Origin of the sequence: Mycetohabitans sp. B46 (genome assembly GCF_037389205.1) — a bacterium.
Classification (GTDB): Bacteria; Pseudomonadota; Gammaproteobacteria; order Burkholderiales; family Burkholderiaceae; genus Mycetohabitans.
In genome coordinates, this window is record NZ_JADBGL010000006.1 from 43,582 (window position 1) to 60,459 (window position 16,878).

The window sequence follows — 16,878 nt, forward strand, 5'->3', positions numbered from 1 at the left end:
TTGCCATGGCCCGCGACTCGCTGGTCGCAGGACTGCCCAAGAGAGAAACAGAAACGGACAGACGATGCGGGCCGGATCAAGCCGGCGACAAGCAGCGGATCTGTCGGGAAACCGCGCGGGTGCTCGGCAACCCGCGCCGGCAGCGCCTAACGGTGCTGTGGCGCCACGCGTGGGGCGGCGATCTGCGGTATTAACATCACTGCGCCTCCCGCGGTGTCGGTTGATCGGAGCAGGAAAGCAAAATAGGACATGCCCGAAACCGGATCGTAGCAGCAGCGCAATACAACTGCAAACTACGGCCATTCAGCTATCGTACCGTTCGCACGTCGGCCAAGCCACCACACTGCCGATGCGATCCGCCATCGGCGCCCGGAGCCGTACAATGGTGGTTTTGGGCAGCCGCGCATGCGCTTTGCGCCCGCGCCAAGCTGCTCCCTCCTCCAGCTTCGTCTTCGTTACGCAAACCCGATGGCTCAATACGTCTTTACTATGAACCGGGTCGGCAAGATCGTGCCGCCCAAGCGATATATCCTGAAGGACATCTCGCTGTCGTTTTTTCCCGGCGCAAAGATCGGCGTGCTCGGCCTGAATGGCTCGGGCAAATCGACCTTACTGAAAATCATGGCCGGGTTGGACAAGGACATCGAGGGTGACGCCACCCCGATGTCCAACATCCAGATTGGCTATCTGCCGCAGGAGCCGCAACTCAACCCGCAGCACACGGTCAAGCAAGCGGTCGAGGAAGGCCTCGGCGAGCTGTTCCACGCGCAGCAGCGGCTCGATGAAATCTACGCGGCCTATGCTGAGCCGGACGCCGACTTCGACGCGCTGGCCGCCGACCAGGCGAAGTACGAGGCGATTCTGGCCACCGCCGAAGGCGGCAGCGCTGAGCAGCAACTCGAGGTGGCCGCCGACGCGCTGCGACTGCCGCCATGGGACGCTCGGGTTGAGCACTTGTCCGGCGGCGAGAAACGCCGTGTCGCACTGTGCAAGCTGCTGCTACAAAAGCCCGACATGCTGCTGCTCGACGAGCCGACGAACCACCTCGACGCAGAATCGGTCGAGTGGCTCGAGCAGTTCCTGGTGCGCTTCCCGGGCACGGTCGTGGCCGTCACGCACGATCGCTACTTCCTGGATAACGCAGCGCAGTGGATTCTGGAGCTGGACCGAGGCCACGGCATCCCGTGGAAAGGCAATTACAGCAGTTGGTTGGACCAGAAGGAAACCCGCCTGAAGCAAGAAGAGGCGACGGAGTCCGCTCGTCAGAAGGCGATCCACAAGGAACTGGAGTGGGTACGCCAGAACCCGAAGGGCCGCCAGGCCAAGTCCAAGGCGCGTATCGCCCGCTTTGAGGAGCTGAACAGCGTCGAATATCAAAAGCGCAACGAGACACAGGAGATCTTCATCCCGGTGGGCGAGCGTCTCGGCAACGAAGTCATCGAATTTCAGAACGTGAGCAAGCGCTTCGGCGACCGCTTGCTAATCGACAATCTAAGCTTTTCGGTACCGCCCGGCGCGATCGTTGGCATCATCGGACCGAACGGTGCGGGCAAGTCGACGCTGTTCCGGATGATCACGGGCCGCGAGCAGCCGGACTGCGGCACCGTCAAGCTCGGACCCACGGTCAAGCTCGCCTATGTGGACCAAAGCCGTGATGCGCTGGCCGCCGACAAGACGGTATTCGAGGAAATTTCCGGCGGCGCGGACGTGCTGACGGTCGGCCGCTACGAAACACCGTCGCGCGCGTACATCGGCCGCTTCAATTTCCGCGGTGCCGACCAGCAAAAGCAGGTCGGGAACCTGTCGGGGGGAGAGCGCGGACGGCTGCACATGGCCAAGACGCTGATCGCCGGGGGCAACGTGCTGCTGCTAGACGAACCGTCAAACGACCTGGACGTCGAAACGTTGCGCGCGCTCGAGGATGCCCTGCTCGAATTCGCGGGATCGGTGATGGTCATTTCGCACGATCGCTGGTTCCTGGACCGGATTGCCACGCACATCCTCGCGTTCGAAGGCGATTCGCAGGTGGTGTTCTTCAATGGCAACTACCAGGAATATGAAGCCGACAAGCGGGCGCGGCTTGGCGACGAGGCAGCCGCACCGAAGCGGCTACGGTACAAGCCCATCACACGTTGACATCAGGTCGCGGGCCGCTTGTGCGGCTCAGGCCGGCAGCCCCAGTTGCCAATTGGCGCAGGCGTTGGCGCGTCGATGCGGCATCCGTGTGATGCACACCGCGCCAGCCGATCGCGTCGGCCGCCTGCGCGTTGTCCTGATTGCCATCGATGAAGGCGATTGCATCCGACAAGATTGCGCCCGACAAACGCGATGTCATTGAAGCGACGCAGAACCGGAAAGCGTGCCGATGCCCACGGGAACATGCGTTAGATTGCCGCGGTACGAGTCTCGAGCCACGCCTTCGCGTCGCCGCTCAGATGCTTGCCGACCCGCTCACGTACTTGCGCATGATAGGCGTTGAGCCAGGCCACTTCGTCTTCACGCAGCAATGACCGCTCGATGCAACGGGTATCGATCGGGCACAGCGTCAACGTCTCGAAGCAGAGGAACTCACCGAACTCGGTCGTGCGCGCTGGCTGACTCAACAGCAAGTTTTCGATGCGGATGCCCCACTGGCCGGGACGGTAGATACCAGGCTCGTTCGACGTGATCATGCCTTTTTCCATCGCCGTGTAGGACTCAGCCGGCGCGTAATGTGAAATCACCTGGGGTCCTTCATGCACGTTCAGGAAGTAGCCGACCCCATGGCCCGTGCCGTGCCCAAAATCCATGCATGCGTCCCAAATCGGCGCCCGTGCGATCGCGTCCAGCATCGGCGAGCGCACGCCACGCGGAAACGTCGTGCGCGACAACGCAATCATGCCCTTGAGCACCAGTGTGAAATCGCGCCGCTGCTCGACGCTGGTCCGGCCCACCGGCACGACGCGTGTGATATCGGTAGTGCCGCCCAGATACTGGCCGCCGGAGTCGATCAACAGCAGACCGTTGCCCTCGATCAGCGCATGCGACTGCGGCGTCGCGCGATAGTGCGGCATCGCACCATTGGCATTGAACGCAGCGATCGTCGGAAAGCTAAGGGACACGAAGCCGCAGCGGCGTGCTCGTGCGGCGGTAAGCTTTTCGTCGATCGTCAACTCGGTGATGCGCTCACGCCCGAGTGCCTGTTCAAACCACGCGAAGCATTCCGCAAGTGCGGCGCCGTCCTGCTCCATCGTCGCGCGCACATGGACGGCTTCCGCTTGCGTCTTGCGCGACTTTGCAAAGGTCGACGGATTCACCGCCTCGATGAGTTTCACACCGGGCTGCACGGCTTGCATCAACCCATACGTGACGCGGCACGGATCGATCAGCAACGTGCTATTCGGCTCAATCGCGGCCAGCGCCGCCGGCGCATCCCTGTAGGGGGCGATGCGCACGCCGTCCTGCGCCAGCCGCTCGCGCAACACCGCGTCGATCTTGCCGTCGGCCACGTACAGCGTCGCGTGCTGCGGCCCAATTAACGCGTGCGCGACAAAAACCGGGTTGTAGCTCACGTCGGCGCCGCGCAAGTTGAAAATCCATGCGATGTCATCCAGCGTAGAGACGAAATGCCAGTGCGCACCGTTGTCGCGCATTGCGCTGCGCACCTGGTCGAGCTTTTGCGCGCGGGCCACGGGCGCGTAGGCAGGATCGTGCTCGTACACCGGCGTCCCAGGCAGCGTCGGCCGGCCGGCCCAGATCAACTCGAGCAGATCCACGTCAGCGCGCAGTTGGACACCAGCCGCCTGCAGGGCGTCCTGCAGTACACGCGCAGCGGCCAGGCCCAGCGTGCTGCCATCCACGCCGACCTGCGCACCGGGTCCCAGGTGCGCGGCGAGCCAGTCCACATGGGGCTGCGTCTGTCCAGCCTGGATCCTCATCAACTCGATGCCGCTGTCGGCCAGCTCCGCAGCAGCCTGCACCCAGTAGCGGCTGTCGGTCCACAGCCCCGCAAAGTCCGGCGTCACGACCAACAGGCCAGCCGAGCCGGTGAAGCCAGACAGCCACGCACGGCCCTGCCAGCGTTGCGGCAAGTACTCGGATAAGTGCGGATCGGCGGATGGCACAATATACGCGGCCAGATCGGCACGCTTCATCGCATCGCGCAGCCGCGCTAGCCGCTCGGGGAAGGAGACCGCCTGATCGGCGGCGGGTTGTCGGGTGTTCATTGAGTTCACCGGCGAAAAGGATGTGAGCCAAGCGAGACGGTCACGGCCACGACCGTCATCGCGCCAAGCACGCACAGCGACCATTCGAGCATCTCGCCATCCTCGAACAGCCCGCTCGCGTTGCCGGCCAGTTTAACCGCGCCGGCAGCCAACGCGCCGACGATGAGCACGGGCCATGCCGCCGCGCGGCGTGCCGGATAGCGCCACCAGCCGAAGCCGCCAATCGCGGCGCCCAGCAGCAAGGTGCCAATCCAGCCCATCAGCGCATTGTGCCAAGTATCGTGGCATTCGTCTGACGAACATCCACGGCAGGCATTCCGGTTCGGTTCTGAATCGCGGGCCATTCGCGGGCCACTACCAGGCAACGGGCAGCCCCCAGGCAATTGACGGTCCTCTAGGCGACTGGCAGACCCGCCCAGGCACTGGCGGCCCCCTCCCAGGCAACGGGCGAACCCTTGCAGGCAAAGGATAGGCCGGCCGCAATGTGCTGCCTTCAGCGCGCCGGCAGCCGGGGTAGCCAACGGCCAAAAAAGCTATAATGATGCGCTACTTTTGACGGCAACCATGCACCTGCTCACCATCGGAATCAACCACCACACCGCGCCGGTCGCATTGCGCGAGCGCGTGGCGTTTCCGCTCGAGCAGATCAAGCCAGCCTTGCACACGCTCCAGGACGCGTGGGCGCGGCGCGATGAGGCGCACCTCGCGGCCCCCCGTGCCGCCACGCGTATCGCGCACGCACAGCAAGCACTGGCGGAGGCCGCGATACTGTCGACTTGCAACCGGACCGAAATCTACTGCGCGACTGACGACCGCGCCGCGCGCGAGCATGCAATCGCGTGGCTGTCGAGCTATCATCGGATCCCGGTCGAGGCGCTTGCACCGCATATCTACACGTTGCCGCAGTCTGAAGCAGTCCGCCATGCGATGCGAGTGGCATCGGGCCTGGACTCGATGGTGCTCGGCGAAACCCAGATCCTGGGCCAAATGAAGGACGCCGTGCGTACCGCGTCGGAAGCCGGTGCGCTCGGCACCTACCTGAACCAGTTGTTTCAACGCACGTTTGCGGTGGCCAAGGAAGTGCGCGGGCAGACGGAGATCGGTGCGCATTCGGTATCGATGGCCGCCGCGGCAGTGCGGCTGGCGCAGCGCATCTTCGAGAATATCGCCGGGCAACGCGTGTTGTTCATCGGTGCCGGCGAGATGATCGAGTTGTGTGCGACGCATTTCGCCGCGCAGAATCCGCGTGAGCTGATTGTTGCCAACCGCACCGTGGAGCGCGGCAGCAAGCTGGCCGAGCGCTTCGGCGGCAAGGCGATCATGCTCGCCGAGCTGCCGTCGCGGCTGCACGAGTTCGACATCGTCGTGTCGTGTACCGCGTCCACCCTGCCGCTCATCGGCCTGGGCGCAGTGGAACGCGCGGTCAAGGCACGCAAGCACCGGCCGATGTTCATGGTGGACCTAGCGGTGCCGCGCGACATCGAGCCCGAAGTGGCCGAGCTAGACGACGTGTTCCTTTATACGGTGGACGACCTCGGCTCGATCGTGCGGGAAAGCAATGCCATCCGGCAGGCCGCCGTCGCGCAGGCCGAGGCGATTATCGAGACACGCGTGCAAGCCTTCATGCACTGGCTCGAGCAACGCAGCATCGTGCCGGTGATCCGTCACATGCACACGCAAGCCGACCGGCTGCGCCGCGTGGAGTTGGAGCGCGCCCAGAAAATGCTGGCACGCGGCGACGATCCCGCCGCCGTGCTCGAGGCACTGTCGCAGGCACTGACCAACAAGTTCATCCACGGCCCAACGCATGCGCTGACCCACGCGGCCGGCGGCGATCGCGACAAGCTGGTCGACCTGATGTCCGGCTTCTATCAGCACGCCGGCTCCTCCGAGCGTTAGTGGCGCTCGACACCCGCCGGCACGCGCGTATCGTCGAGCGTGCCTTCGTTTTCCATTGAACGCGACCCCGTTCGCACCCTTTGCCAGATGCGCCGATGAAACCGAGTATGCAAGCCAAGCTGGAACAGCTTACCAAGCGACTGTCGGAGTTGAACGAACTGCTTTCGCGCGAAGATGTCACGTCCGATCTCGACCAGTACCGCAAGCTGACCCGCGAGCACGCGGAACTCGCGCCAGTGGTCGAGCAATATGCGCAGTGGAAAACCGCGCGCAACGATGAGGCGACCGCTCAGGAATTGCTAGCCGATCCCTCGATGCGGGATTTCGCGGAGGACGAGCTTAATGCGGCGCGCAGCCGAATGGAACAACTGGAGCGCGACTTGCAGAAAATGCTACTGCCCAAGGACCCGAACGACGAGCGCAACATCTTCGTGGAAATTCGCGCCGGCACCGGCGGCGACGAGAGCGCGCTATTCGCCGGCGATCTGCTGCGCATGTACCTGCGCTATGCGGAACGCCATCGCTGGCAGGTCGAGATGATGTCGGAAAGCGCGTCGGACCTGGGCGGCTATAAGGAAGTGATCGTTCGCATCATCGGCCAGGGCGCCTATTCGCGGCTCAAGTTCGAGTCAGGCGGGCATCGCGTGCAGCGGGTGCCGGCCACCGAGACGCAGGGGCGCATCCACACGTCGGCTTGCACGGTCGCCGTGATGCCAGAAGCGGACGAGATCGCCGAGATCGAGCTTAATCCAGCCGATTTGCGCATTGACACGTTCCGCGCGTCTGGCGCCGGCGGCCAGCACATCAACAAGACCGACTCGGCAGTGCGCATCACGCACCTCCCAACCGGCATCGTCGTGGAATGCCAGGACGATCGCTCGCAGCACAAAAACAAAGACCGCGCGATGAAGGTGCTGGCCGCCCGCATCAAGGATAAGCAATATCAGGAGCAGCATGCGAAGGAGGCCGCCACCCGCAAAAGCCTCGTGGGCTCGGGCGATCGCTCCGAGCGCATTCGCACCTACAACTTCCCGCAGGGCCGGCTGACCGACCACCGGATCAACGTGACGCTGTACAAGCTGGAACAGATGATGGACGGCGACCTAGACGCGCTCATCGACGCGCTTGTCTCGGAACACCAGGCCGAGCTGCTCGCCGCGATGGGCGAGACCGAGTAAGCGCATCATGACTTGCGTCGCGCAACTGCTGCGAACTTCGCCGCTGGCCCGGCTGGAAGCCCGGATTCTGCTCGCCCACGTGCTCAATTGGCCGCGTACCGCGCTGATCACGCGTGCTGACGACACGCTGCCGGACGCGTTGTCGGCGCGCTTTCTGGCGTTGCAGGCCCGGCGAGTCGAGGGCGAGCCGATCGCGCAACTGGTCGGTTCGCGCGAATTCTTCGGGCTCGACTTCGACGTGACGCCGCACGTGCTGATCCCACGTCCGGAGACGGAGCTGCTGGTTGAGTGCACGCTGGACGCGGTACGAGCCATCCCGTCCCCCCGCATACTCGATCTTGGCACGGGCAGCGGCGCCATCGCGATCGCGATCGCCCATACGCGCTCGGATGCGCAGGTCGTCGCCACGGATCGCTGCGCTGGCGCGCTGGACATCGCGCGGCGCAATGCGCGGCGCCTGCTCGGCGACGCGGCGCTTGCGCCGGCACTGCCGGCATCGACCGCGCGTCACGACCTCGCCACATCGGGCACACTCGGGCAGCCCCGTCTCGCACTGCGCCACGGCACTTGGTTCGACGCGCTTAGCGAGCCGCATCGCACCGCCCCGGCGCGCTTTGACGCCATCGTCAGCAATCCGCCCTATATCGCCGCGTCGGACCCGCATCTTCGCGAGGGCGACCTGCGCTTCGAGCCGCTAGACGCGCTGACCGACCACGCAGACGGGCTCAGCGCGATTCGCGCGATCGTCACCGGCTCCGTCGCGTGGCTGGCGCCGGGCGCCACACTCTGGCTGGAACACGGGTACGACCAGGCTGAAGCCGTGCGCGCGCTGCTCGTTGCGCACGGCTTTGACTCGGTACGCTCCGTGCGAGACCTGGCCGGCATCGAGCGCGTCACCTGCGGCAGCCGATAGCGGGCCGCAACGCCGGCCCGGGCAGACAAAATCCGCTATCATCTAATCCAAACCGCATTTAAAGCAAGGTCAGCTATGGATACCCAAGAGCGCATCAAGCAAATCGTCAGCGACCACCCGGTCGTGCTGTTCATGAAGGGCACCGCGCAGTTCCCAATGTGCGGCTTCTCCGGCCGAGCCATCCAGGTCCTGAAGGCGTGCGGCGTCGATTCGGTGCATACAGTCAATGTCCTCGAGGACGAGGCAGTGCGGCAAGGCATCAAGACGTTTTCGAACTGGCCCACGATCCCGCAGTTGTACGTGAACGGTGAATTCGTCGGTGGCTCGGACATCATGATGGAGATGTACCAGTCCGGAGAATTGCAGCAGCTGTTCGCGAATGCCGCATGACGCGCGGCCGTCGACACGACGGCTAATCGTCGCGATCACCGGCGCCACCGGCGCCACCTATGGCGCCGGCGTGCTGCGCGCGCTGCGTGAGTTGGACGGCGTCGAAAGCCATCTGGTCGTCTCCAGTGCCGGCTGGCTCAATGTACGGCACGAATTGGGCATCGAGCGCGCGGCGCTCGAACAGTTGGCGCATTACGTGCACAATCCGCGCGACATCGGCGCGACCCTCGCCAGCGGCTCGTTTCAGACGGACGGCATGATCGTGGCGCCATGCTCGATGAAAACGCTGGCCAGCATCGCGCATGGCCTGTCCGACAACCTCATTGCCCGGGCTGCTGATGTCACGCTGAAGGAGCGGCGCCGGCTTGTGCTGATGGTCCGCGAAACGCCGCTCAATCTCGCGCATCTGCGCAACATGACGGCCGTCACTGAGATGGGCGGCATTGTGTTCCCGCCGGTGCCAGCGTTCTACCACCGCCCCGCGACGATCGACGAATTGGTGGCCGATACCGTCGCGCGCGCGCTGGATATGTTCGACCTCGCGACAGCGCGCTCGCGGGCATGGACGGGACTGGCACCGGCGCGGGATTGACAACCGACACGACACAATCCGTTTCCCACTGTCACATTTATTAGACAGGCGCGCGCTCAGACCCCTGCGCGATGACGGCGTGCTGATCGTCGGCTCCGGGCAAATCACGCACAATTTACGGGCTGCGGACTTCTCAGCACGGCCCGGTGATGCCGATCCGCACGTGGCTAAATTCACCGGATGGTTTGCAGTGAAGATGGCCCTGCATGACCTGGGCGCCTTGCTCGACTACCGGCAGCAGGCGCCCTACGCGGCGTCGATGCATCCGAGCGACAAGCCTCTGCTGCCTGTGTGTGTCGCGCTGAGGCGGTTTCGCGCACGGTCGCCACATCGCGACGCATGACACAACGCATGGCATAATCGGCGCTCGTTTTTCCGACATACGCGGTCCGGCGCCGACGCCTGCCGCCCGCTCCCATCCTGCCACTGCCCACGCCGCGATGACTATCCAAGCATTGCACCCACTTTCCGTCGCCGCCCGCGAAAACACTGCCGCAACCCGTGAAGCTGCCTTGCCCACCACCGTCGTGCGAGCGCGCACACGCGTAGTCGTCAGCCGGAGCGCGGCCCGATGACCTCGTCCCTGTGCATCATGCAAATGGCGCTCGCCGCCATTCAGGACGTGCTGCTCGCGATCGCCGCAGGCTCGATACTGTGCAGCACGACGCTGGCCACCGTGTTCGCGTCGTCTCGCGACGCTGCACGGCTGCGGCTGCGTGGCTCGATCAAGCAAGCCATGCCCGGCATCCGATTGCCGGCCATCCTATGGTTTTCGTTGTGCGCGCTGGCCATCGCCCAGTTGGTGTCCCTGTGGCCGCAGGCCGCCACGATGAGCGGCTCGACACTGAGCGCCGCGCTGGGCATGCTGAGCATCGTGCTACGGCAGTCGCATGACGGCGCCGCGTGGCTGATCGGGGCGGCCGGTATCGCGGTGGCACTTGCCGCCTCGCGCGTGCATTTGCGCGGCGGCCAAGCACGAGGCAGCTCGTCACTCAGGCCGGGCAGCGCCCCGCCCCCTTGGCCGATACGCATCACGATGCTAGGCCTCGCGCTGTACGCGGCGGGCAAGGCCGCAGCCAGTCATGCAGCAGAGGCGGGCGACTTCAGCCTTACGCAGGCCGTGTACTGCGTCCATGTCGGAGCGAGCGCCGCATGGGCTGGCGGCGTGATCATTGCGGCATGCGTGTTGCCAACTTTCGCATTGCATACACGCGCCGACGGCGGGCGGCATCTGGCGTTTTGTGAACGACTGTCCCGCGCGTCGGCGATCGCCTTGACGTTGGTCGCGCTCTCGGGCCTATACAACGTCGCCTGGGTCTGCGCCAACGCGCCCGCCCCGCTGGTCGGCACATACTATGGCCGATGGCTTGGCGCCAAGCTCGTCATCGTGGCGACCGCCGCATTGCTCAGGATACTGAACCGTGCTGTATGGGTACCACGGCTGCGCGCTGCGCAACGCGTCCATGGCGGGGAAAGCAATACGTTGTCGCCGCGCTATTCAGTCACGGCCGCCCATCTTGGCAGAACACTCTGGGTCGAGTCAGCACTGCTGGCGGCTGCGCTGATTGCGGCGGCGACGCTATCGCATCTGCCGCCGGCGTAACGCCGTGCGGCGGCGCGAGCCGGCACGCGTGCCTCGGTGTCAATCCACGCCGATGCACGTGGCGGCACGCTGATACCGATGCCTCACGCTCAAATAACAACGCCCTCCAGGATTTCCTCGCGTTGTTCCCGCTCGTCCAGATACGCGGTGCGCCAGCCGCTAGACACCCCCCACTGATAGAACCCGAGCGAGGTCACCGCGACGGCCACCATGTCCCAGCCATAGGGGAGGTAGCCGAGCCCGCCGAACGGCTTGCTGCCGATGTACGACAGCACTGCCATCACCGGCAGGTAGGTGACCATCCACCAGGCTGAGCGCCAGTCCTTGGAGAATCCTTTCCAGCCTGCCTTGGCTTGGTAGTAGAAGAAGACCGGCAGCGCGACGACCATCAGCAAGATGATCTCGCCGGTCAGCGGCCATTTTGCCCAATACAGGATTAGCGACGCACAAACAAACGCAAACGGCGCAATCAAGCCCATGCCGGGAATGCGCAGCGGCCGTTCGATGTCCCCGCTCGTGCGGCGCAGCGCCATCAGGCTAATCGGCCCCGTCAGGTACGAGATCACCGTGGCAACCGAGATGACCGCGGCCAGCGAGCTCCAGCCGCGGAAAAAGAACAGGAAGATGAACGAGACGATCAGGTTGAACCACATCGCGGGCCGCGGCACCCCATAGAGCGGATGCACGCTGCTGAAAATCTTGGGCAACGTGTTGTTGCGCTCCATCGCGTAAATCATCCGGGTCGTCGTCGCCATGTAAGTGGTACCGGTGCCGCTGGGGCTCACGAACGCATCGACGTACAACAGCATCGCGAGCCAATTCAGGTTCAGCGCGAGCGCAAGCTCGGCAAACGGTGAACTGAAGTTCAGCTTGTCCCAGCCCTTGACGACATCCGCCGGATGGATGGCGCCAATATACGCGACCTGCAGCAGCACATAGATTACCAGCGCAATCAGGATCGAGCCGACCACGGCGAACGGCACGCTGCGGTCTGGATTGCGCGCCTCGCCCGCCAGGTTCACCGGACTCTGGAATCCATTGAAGGCGAAGACAATGCCGCTGGTAGCCACCGCGGTCAACACCGACGACCAGCCATAGGGCGCGAACTGCCCAGTCGCGCCGGTCGCGAAGTTATCCGTATGAAAGCCGGTCAGCACGAGGCCCAGAATGGTGGCGCCTGGGATCAGGAACTTGAAGATCGTGATTGCCGAATTCGCATGCGCGAACAGCTTGACGCCCCAATAGTTCAACAGGAAGTACACGATCACGAGCACAGCCGACAGCAGAAGCCCGGGTAAGGTCAGCTCGCCGTGCACGAACAGCGCATGGGCCCAATCATAAGGCCATGAACTCATATATTGGATCGATGCTTCTGCCTCAATCGGTATCACGGAGACGATCGCGATCCAGTTAGCCCACGCGCTGATGAAGCCGACTAGCGAACCATGGGAGTAGCGGGCATAGCGGACCATGCCGCCCGACTCGGGAAACATCGCACCGAGTTCCGCATAGGTCAGCGCGATCGCCAGAATCACCACCGCCCCAATGATCCATGCAATGATTGCCGCCGGCCCCGCAATTTTTGCCGCCTTCCAGGCCCCGAAGAGCCAGCCCGACCCGATGATTGAGCCCAAGCCGGTCAACATCAGCGCAAAGGGACTGATGTTTCGCTTGATCGAACTATCCACAACATCTCCTAGGAACATGAGCGCGCCTGACCGCTGTGCCGTTTCCGGCTGGCACGTCTCGTGAGTACGCGTCACGCGTCGGTTGCAACCGGCGCGAAGTTTAACGGTGGCACCTTTCAACTGGCCGATCAGTTGCGAATCGGCGAAACATGAGACGACCCGACGAGCACGGAATTGCCGCTGCATGCAGCATTAATCAAATGACAAATGATTAACATAAAACGCCAGACGCGGCGTTGAAAGCGAACTCTACGCCCATTTTTGATGGTGAGGCGGACGTTGCGGGAAACGGCAAAAAAGGACGAGATCCGAAGCGATCCCGGGCAGAGCGCATCCGGGAAACTACTGAGTTTGCGAAAAAGACATTGACCGGGTCTGATTTTCGCAATATAAATGTGCATGCAGGATTTCAAGCGGCGAGTGTTGGTGGTTATCCATCTGTAGTCTCCCACGACGGTACTTCGGTTGTTCCTCTCACCCTTCCTTGATTTTCGTGCGCTATCGGGCCTCGGCTCTTATTCATTTTTAAGGATTTGTTTTATGGAAACCGGAACCGTCAAGTGGTTCAACGACGCCAAAGGTTTTGGCTTCATTACGCCGGACGGCGGTGGTGAAGACCTGTTTGCGCATTTCTCCGAAATTCGCATGGATGGCTTCAAGTCCCTCCAGGAAAACCAAAAGGTTACGTACGAAGTGAAGATGGGCCCGAAGGGCAAGCAAGCGGCGAATATTCGCGCGGCATAAGCCCCTCCCGCCTGGCGCGATGCGCCCATGAAAAAACCCCGCTTTATGCGGGGTTTTTTATCCGGCGTGCGCGTCAATCAAACAGGCGCTGTGCGTGGATCCCCAGTCCGGTGGCAACGCTGGCCAGACGGTCACTGAAGACCTTTTCCGCCCGCGGAAACGCGTCGCCAATCGCCTCGGTCACGCAGCGCAACCCGGTTGAGCCCCCGGTGAAGTACACCGCCCCTAAATCAGCGGTCTGCACGCCGGCCTGGCGTAGCGTGTCACGCGCCGCGTTCGCAATCCGGCGGATCTCGTCCTGTGCCACCTCCAGCAGTTTCGGCTCGGAAAAAACCACCGTCAGCTCGGGCTCGATCTGGGACAAGTCGAGCGTCGCGTCACCGCCCGCGGCCACGTCGATCTTCGCGCGCTCGGCCAGCCCGGCCAGCGCATGGCCGAGACGCGCCTCGATGACGCGCATCAATCGGTCGTGGTAACGGGGCTGCGCATAAACGTACTTGGTCAGCCGCAGCTCGCCCACTCGCTTGGGTGCATAAACGGTGTTGATCAGGTGCCAAGTCGCGAGGTCGAAGTAAATCCGATTCGGCACCTCGCGTCCCTGTTCGTCCAGTGATTGATAGCCCAACTCACGCATGATCGCCACCAGTTCCACGCGCCGATCGAAATCGGTGCCGGCCACGTGCACGCCGTGGTGGCCAAGCACGTCCGCTTGCCGTTCGAGCTTTCGCGCCCGGTCCGGCCCGACCCGCACCAGCGAGAAGTCGGACGTACCGCCGCCGATATCGGCGACCAGCACCAGTTTCTCGGCATCGAGCCGCGACTCGTAGTCGAACGCCGCGGCGATCGGCTCGAACTGGAATTCGATGTGCCGAAAACCCACGGCATGGGCGACTGTTTTCAACTGGTCCTGCGCCAGACGATCGGCCCGCGGATCGTCGTCGACAAAGAATACGGGACGGCCCAACACCGCCCGCTCCATCGGCCGGCCGGCCGCGGCCTCCGCACACTGCTTCAGATGATGTAGGAACAGCGCGATCACATCCAGATAACGCACCGCGGTGCCGTCCCCTAATTCAGTGCTCTGCTCGGCCAGCGGCGAGCCCAGAATGCTCTTCATCGAGCGCATCAGCCGTCCGTCATAGCCATCGATATAGGATTCGATCGCAGCCCGGCCGAACACATGAATGTCCTCGTCCAGATTGAAGAACACAGCCGTGGGCAGGGTGGCATGGTCACCCTCAACCGAGGCCAGCCGGACGCCATGCGGCGCAGCGTCCCGTGCCGGCAGCGCGACGGCAGAATTAGACGTGCCAAAATCGATTGCACAATAGTTCATTCGATGCTCCTGGGATGGCCAGCTGCGAACTCACGGTCGACACCGTCAACTCGGAAAGGGACAGGTTTTTAGCACGAAGCGGCGACGCAGGCAAAGCCTCTGTGGCTGCACGGCGATTGCCCGGCACCACATTGGCCCCATTCTTGCTTAGCCTACCGGCCATAGTTCCCCCCAATCCGAATTGTTCGTCAATCCTCGTGCGCCGCTGATGCCGCTCCCGACGCTCCCGACGCTCCCGACGCGATCATACGCACCGACGTGCCAGCGCGACTGGATCGGCTGCCATGGGGGCGCTTCCATATGATCGTGCTCGCACTCGACGTAACATGGCTGCTGGACGGCCTGGAAGTCACGCTGGCCAGCTCGGTGGCCAGCGCGCTACGCGCCAGCCCTGTGCTGCATTTGTCCAATACGGATATCGGCTTGGCCAGCAGCGCCTACATCGTCGGCGCGGTCACCGGCGCACTCGGCTTTGGCTGAGCAACCGACCGGCTCGGTCGCCGTCGCCTGTTCTTCATCACGCTGTTCCTGTATGTCGCGGCGACTACCGCCACCGCGTTCTCATGGAACCTGGCGAGCTTCGTGCTGTTCCGCTTCCTGACCGGAGCCGGCATCGATGGGCAAATACACAGCGATCAACTCGACCATCCAGGCGTCCACGCCGGCACGCGTGCGCGGCTGGGCCGACCTGGCAATTAACGGCACGTTCTGGCTCGGCGCAGGACTGGGCGCGGCGGGCTCGATCGTGCTGCTAGACCTCGCGCTGCTGCCGCCGGACTATGGGTGGCGCCTATGCTTTTTTATCGGTGCCGTACTTGGGTTGCTAGTCTTGCTCATGCGGATGTGGATTCCGGAGAGCCCGCGCTGGCTGCTGACGCATGGTCGGCCCGACGAAGCTCATGCGATCGTCGCGGCGATCGAGCAACGGTTCGTCGCCACGGCGTCATGCTCAATTGCGAGGGCTTGCCGACATTGCGCTTGACAGTGCGCTCCCACACGCCACTGCGCGAAATCTGCCACGCGCTACTCGTACGGCACCGGCGCCGCTCGCTGGTCGGGCTAACGCTGATGGCTGCCCAGGCATTCTTCTATAACGAAATCTTTTCACCTATGCGCTGGTATTGACCGAATTCTATGGCGTGCCGAGCAATACGGTGGGCTGGTACCTGCTGCCCGTTCGCCGCCGGCAATTTCGTCGGCCCGCTTCTACTCGGTCGGTTCTTCGACGTGTGGGGACGCCGGACCATGATCGTCGCCACCTATGCGATATCCGGCGTGCTGCTTGCCGCGAGCGGCTACTACTTCGCGTGCGGCATGCTCACCAGTACATCGATGATCCTGTCCTGAAGCGTGATCTTTTTCTTCGCGTCCGCGGCCGCCAGTTCAGCATACCTGACCGTCAGCGAGACGTTCCCGCTCGAGGTGCGCGCGTTGGCCATCGCGGTGTTCTACGCGTTCAACACGGCGCTTGGCGGCATCATTGGGCCCGTGCTGCTCGGTCGCCTAATCGATACGCACGAGCGCGCAACGGTATTTGGCGGCTATCTGATCGGCGCCGCCGCGATGCTCGCCGCAGCCGCCGTTGCGGCGCGCTGGGGCGTGGCAGCCGAGCGCCAGTCGCTCGAGCACATCGCGGCGCCTTGTCCGCGGCAACCGACGACTGAGCCGAGGCCAACGATGACGGAATCAAAACGGTTTGTTCCATGCACCGGCAAACGCAAACTCGCTGAGCGCCGCGCGTTGGCGGGGCGCCCGTTCACGCGCCTGCAGCGCCTCATCCAGCAGCGTGGGATCATCCGGATGCCCAACCGCAATCATCGCAATCGGCAGCACGTCATCGGGAGTCTGAAAGGCTTGCTTGAAGGCGTTGACGTCAAAGCCGCTCATCTGATGCGCGCACAGGCCCAACGCATGTGCCTGCAGCACCAGCGCCATCGCCGCCGCGCCGGTGTCGTACTGCGCGCAGGGGTTCGTGTCGCCCTTTGGCGTGGTGGTCTTGGCCAGCACGGCGATCAGCACCGGCACCGGCTTGCTCCAGCCCTGGTTGAACGGCACGAGCGTGGCAAAGGCACGGCCATAGGCGGGGGCATCAGCATGCTTGTCGAAGACGACAAAACGCCAGGGCTGCAAATTATACGACGACGGCGCCCAGCGCGCCGCCTCGAGAATTTGGTGCTGCATGTCGCGCGTCACCGGCTTGTCGGCATAGGCACGCGGGCTCCAGCGCCCGGCGAGCAGCGGGTGGATATCGACTTCGGTCGGAGCGGGCTTTTGGGTCATTGTCGGGTCTCGCCGTGAATCGTCACCAGAGTAGGAAGAACCCCAAGCAT

General features: G+C 63.6%; 14 protein-coding genes and 3 pseudogenes. 11 read left to right on the forward strand and 6 right to left on the reverse strand.

Going from position 1 to position 16,878, the window contains the following annotated elements; all coding sequences use genetic code 11:
- The first annotated feature begins 5 nt into the window (after positions 1-5).
- Both IHE30_RS08040 and ettA read left to right on the forward strand, forming a co-directional pair.
- A complete protein-coding gene (locus tag IHE30_RS08040) occupies positions 6-194 on the forward strand; it encodes a hypothetical protein (protein WP_337689842.1) in 189 nt (62 codons plus the stop codon).
- A gap of 274 nt (positions 195-468) precedes the next feature.
- On the forward strand, positions 469-2,136 hold the full coding sequence (ettA, locus tag IHE30_RS08045; RefSeq protein ID WP_337689843.1) for an energy-dependent translational throttle protein EttA: 1,668 nt from the start codon (positions 469-471) through the stop codon (positions 2,134-2,136).
- On the opposite strand, the gene IHE30_RS08050 is transcribed toward ettA, so the two are convergent.
- Genes IHE30_RS08050 through IHE30_RS08060 form a run of 3 tightly spaced genes read right to left on the reverse strand, consistent with a single transcriptional unit; the run spans position 2,126 to position 4,549 of the window.
- Positions 2,126-2,335 (reverse strand): hypothetical protein, encoded by a 210-nt coding sequence (locus tag IHE30_RS08050; protein WP_337689844.1) that lies wholly within the window; start codon positions 2,333-2,335, stop codon positions 2,126-2,128. The two genes, ettA and IHE30_RS08050, sit on opposite strands and share 11 nt — an antisense overlap.
- A gap of 49 nt (positions 2,336-2,384) precedes the next feature.
- Positions 2,385-4,205 carry an aminopeptidase P family protein gene (locus IHE30_RS08055; RefSeq protein WP_337689845.1) on the reverse strand — a complete coding sequence of 607 codons (1,821 nt, stop codon included), beginning with the start codon at positions 4,203-4,205 and terminating at the stop codon, positions 2,385-2,387.
- 5 nt (positions 4,206-4,210) lie between these two features.
- Positions 4,211-4,549, reverse strand: a complete 339-nt coding sequence (locus IHE30_RS08060; protein WP_443193628.1) for a hypothetical protein — start codon at positions 4,547-4,549, stop codon at positions 4,211-4,213.
- Positions 4,550-4,844: 295 nt separating this feature from the next.
- Between IHE30_RS08060 and hemA the strand changes: the two are divergent.
- The 7 genes and pseudogenes from hemA to IHE30_RS08095 form a co-directional block, all read left to right on the forward strand.
- Positions 4,845-6,104: pseudogene (hemA, locus tag IHE30_RS08065) on the forward strand (glutamyl-tRNA reductase); the annotation flags it as partial.
- A 95-nt stretch (positions 6,105-6,199) separates the two neighbouring features.
- Positions 6,200-7,282, forward strand: a complete 1,083-nt coding sequence (prfA, locus tag IHE30_RS08070) for a peptide chain release factor 1 (protein ID WP_337689847.1) — start codon at positions 6,200-6,202, stop codon at positions 7,280-7,282.
- 7 nt (positions 7,283-7,289) lie between these two features.
- Positions 7,290-8,195, forward strand: a complete 906-nt coding sequence (prmC, locus tag IHE30_RS08075; protein ID WP_337689848.1) for a peptide chain release factor N(5)-glutamine methyltransferase — start codon at positions 7,290-7,292, stop codon at positions 8,193-8,195.
- Positions 8,196-8,270: 75 nt separating this feature from the next.
- Positions 8,271-8,585: a Grx4 family monothiol glutaredoxin gene (gene grxD / locus IHE30_RS08080; RefSeq protein ID WP_323071353.1), complete on the forward strand. Its 315-nt coding sequence runs from the start codon at positions 8,271-8,273 to the stop codon at positions 8,583-8,585.
- Positions 8,575-9,177, forward strand: coding sequence for a UbiX family flavin prenyltransferase (locus IHE30_RS08085; protein ID WP_337689849.1), 603 nt, complete (start codon positions 8,575-8,577; stop codon positions 9,175-9,177). Before grxD ends, IHE30_RS08085 begins: the two co-directional genes overlap by 11 nt.
- Positions 9,178-9,211: 34 nt before the next feature.
- Positions 9,212-9,481: pseudogene (locus tag IHE30_RS08090) on the forward strand (dioxygenase); the annotation flags it as partial.
- Between the two features lie 267 nt (positions 9,482-9,748).
- On the forward strand, positions 9,749-10,780 hold the full coding sequence (locus IHE30_RS08095) for a CopD family protein (RefSeq protein ID WP_337689850.1): 1,032 nt from the start codon (positions 9,749-9,751) through the stop codon (positions 10,778-10,780).
- An 89-nt stretch (positions 10,781-10,869) separates the two neighbouring features.
- On the opposite strand, the gene IHE30_RS08100 is transcribed toward IHE30_RS08095, so the two are convergent.
- Positions 10,870-12,486: an APC family permease gene (locus IHE30_RS08100; protein WP_443193629.1), complete on the reverse strand. Its 1,617-nt coding sequence runs from the start codon at positions 12,484-12,486 to the stop codon at positions 10,870-10,872.
- 522 nt (positions 12,487-13,008) lie between these two features.
- Here IHE30_RS08100 and IHE30_RS08105 point away from each other — a divergent pair.
- Positions 13,009-13,212 (forward strand): cold-shock protein, encoded by a 204-nt coding sequence (locus tag IHE30_RS08105; protein ID WP_013434901.1) that lies wholly within the window; start codon positions 13,009-13,011, stop codon positions 13,210-13,212.
- Positions 13,213-13,285: 73 nt separating this feature from the next.
- Here the strand turns inward: IHE30_RS08105 and IHE30_RS08110 are convergent, their stop codons facing one another.
- Positions 13,286-14,548: an Hsp70 family protein gene (locus IHE30_RS08110; RefSeq protein ID WP_337689852.1), complete on the reverse strand. Its 1,263-nt coding sequence runs from the start codon at positions 14,546-14,548 to the stop codon at positions 13,286-13,288.
- A gap of 243 nt (positions 14,549-14,791) precedes the next feature.
- On the opposite strand from IHE30_RS08110, the pseudogene IHE30_RS08115 reads away from it, so the two are divergent.
- A pseudogene (locus IHE30_RS08115) lies at positions 14,792-16,189 on the forward strand (MFS transporter); the annotation flags it as partial.
- Between the two features lie 45 nt (positions 16,190-16,234).
- Here the strand turns inward: IHE30_RS08115 and IHE30_RS08120 are convergent.
- On the reverse strand, positions 16,235-16,828 hold the full coding sequence (locus IHE30_RS08120; RefSeq protein WP_337690022.1) for a nitroreductase family protein: 594 nt from the start codon (positions 16,826-16,828) through the stop codon (positions 16,235-16,237).
- Positions 16,829-16,878: the final 50 nt, after the last annotated feature.

What these genes read in the sequence shown, in the direction of transcription:
- IHE30_RS08040 (WP_337689842.1), top strand. Translation starts at nt 6, where the DNA reads ATGGCCCGCGACTCGCTGGTCGCAGGACTGCCCAAGAGAGAAACAGAA.
- ettA (WP_337689843.1), top strand. Translation starts at nt 469, where the DNA reads ATGGCTCAATACGTCTTTACTATGAACCGGGTCGGCAAGATCGTGCCG.
- IHE30_RS08050 (WP_337689844.1), bottom strand. Translation starts at nt 2,335, where the DNA reads ATGACATCGCGTTTGTCGGGCGCAATCTTGTCGGATGCAATCGCCTTC.
- IHE30_RS08055 (WP_337689845.1), bottom strand. Translation starts at nt 4,205, where the DNA reads ATGAACACCCGACAACCCGCCGCCGATCAGGCGGTCTCCTTCCCCGAG.
- IHE30_RS08060 (WP_443193628.1), bottom strand. Translation starts at nt 4,549, where the DNA reads ATGGCCCGCGATTCAGAACCGAACCGGAATGCCTGCCGTGGATGTTCG.
- prfA (WP_337689847.1), top strand. Translation starts at nt 6,200, where the DNA reads ATGAAACCGAGTATGCAAGCCAAGCTGGAACAGCTTACCAAGCGACTG.
- prmC (WP_337689848.1), top strand. Translation starts at nt 7,290, where the DNA reads ATGACTTGCGTCGCGCAACTGCTGCGAACTTCGCCGCTGGCCCGGCTG.
- grxD (WP_323071353.1), top strand. Translation starts at nt 8,271, where the DNA reads ATGGATACCCAAGAGCGCATCAAGCAAATCGTCAGCGACCACCCGGTC.
- IHE30_RS08085 (WP_337689849.1), top strand. Translation starts at nt 8,575, where the DNA reads ATGCCGCATGACGCGCGGCCGTCGACACGACGGCTAATCGTCGCGATC.
- IHE30_RS08095 (WP_337689850.1), top strand. Translation starts at nt 9,749, where the DNA reads ATGACCTCGTCCCTGTGCATCATGCAAATGGCGCTCGCCGCCATTCAG.
- IHE30_RS08100 (WP_443193629.1), bottom strand. Translation starts at nt 12,486, where the DNA reads ATGTTCCTAGGAGATGTTGTGGATAGTTCGATCAAGCGAAACATCAGT.
- IHE30_RS08105 (WP_013434901.1), top strand. Translation starts at nt 13,009, where the DNA reads ATGGAAACCGGAACCGTCAAGTGGTTCAACGACGCCAAAGGTTTTGGC.
- IHE30_RS08110 (WP_337689852.1), bottom strand. Translation starts at nt 14,548, where the DNA reads ATGAACTATTGTGCAATCGATTTTGGCACGTCTAATTCTGCCGTCGCG.
- IHE30_RS08120 (WP_337690022.1), bottom strand. Translation starts at nt 16,828, where the DNA reads ATGACCCAAAAGCCCGCTCCGACCGAAGTCGATATCCACCCGCTGCTC.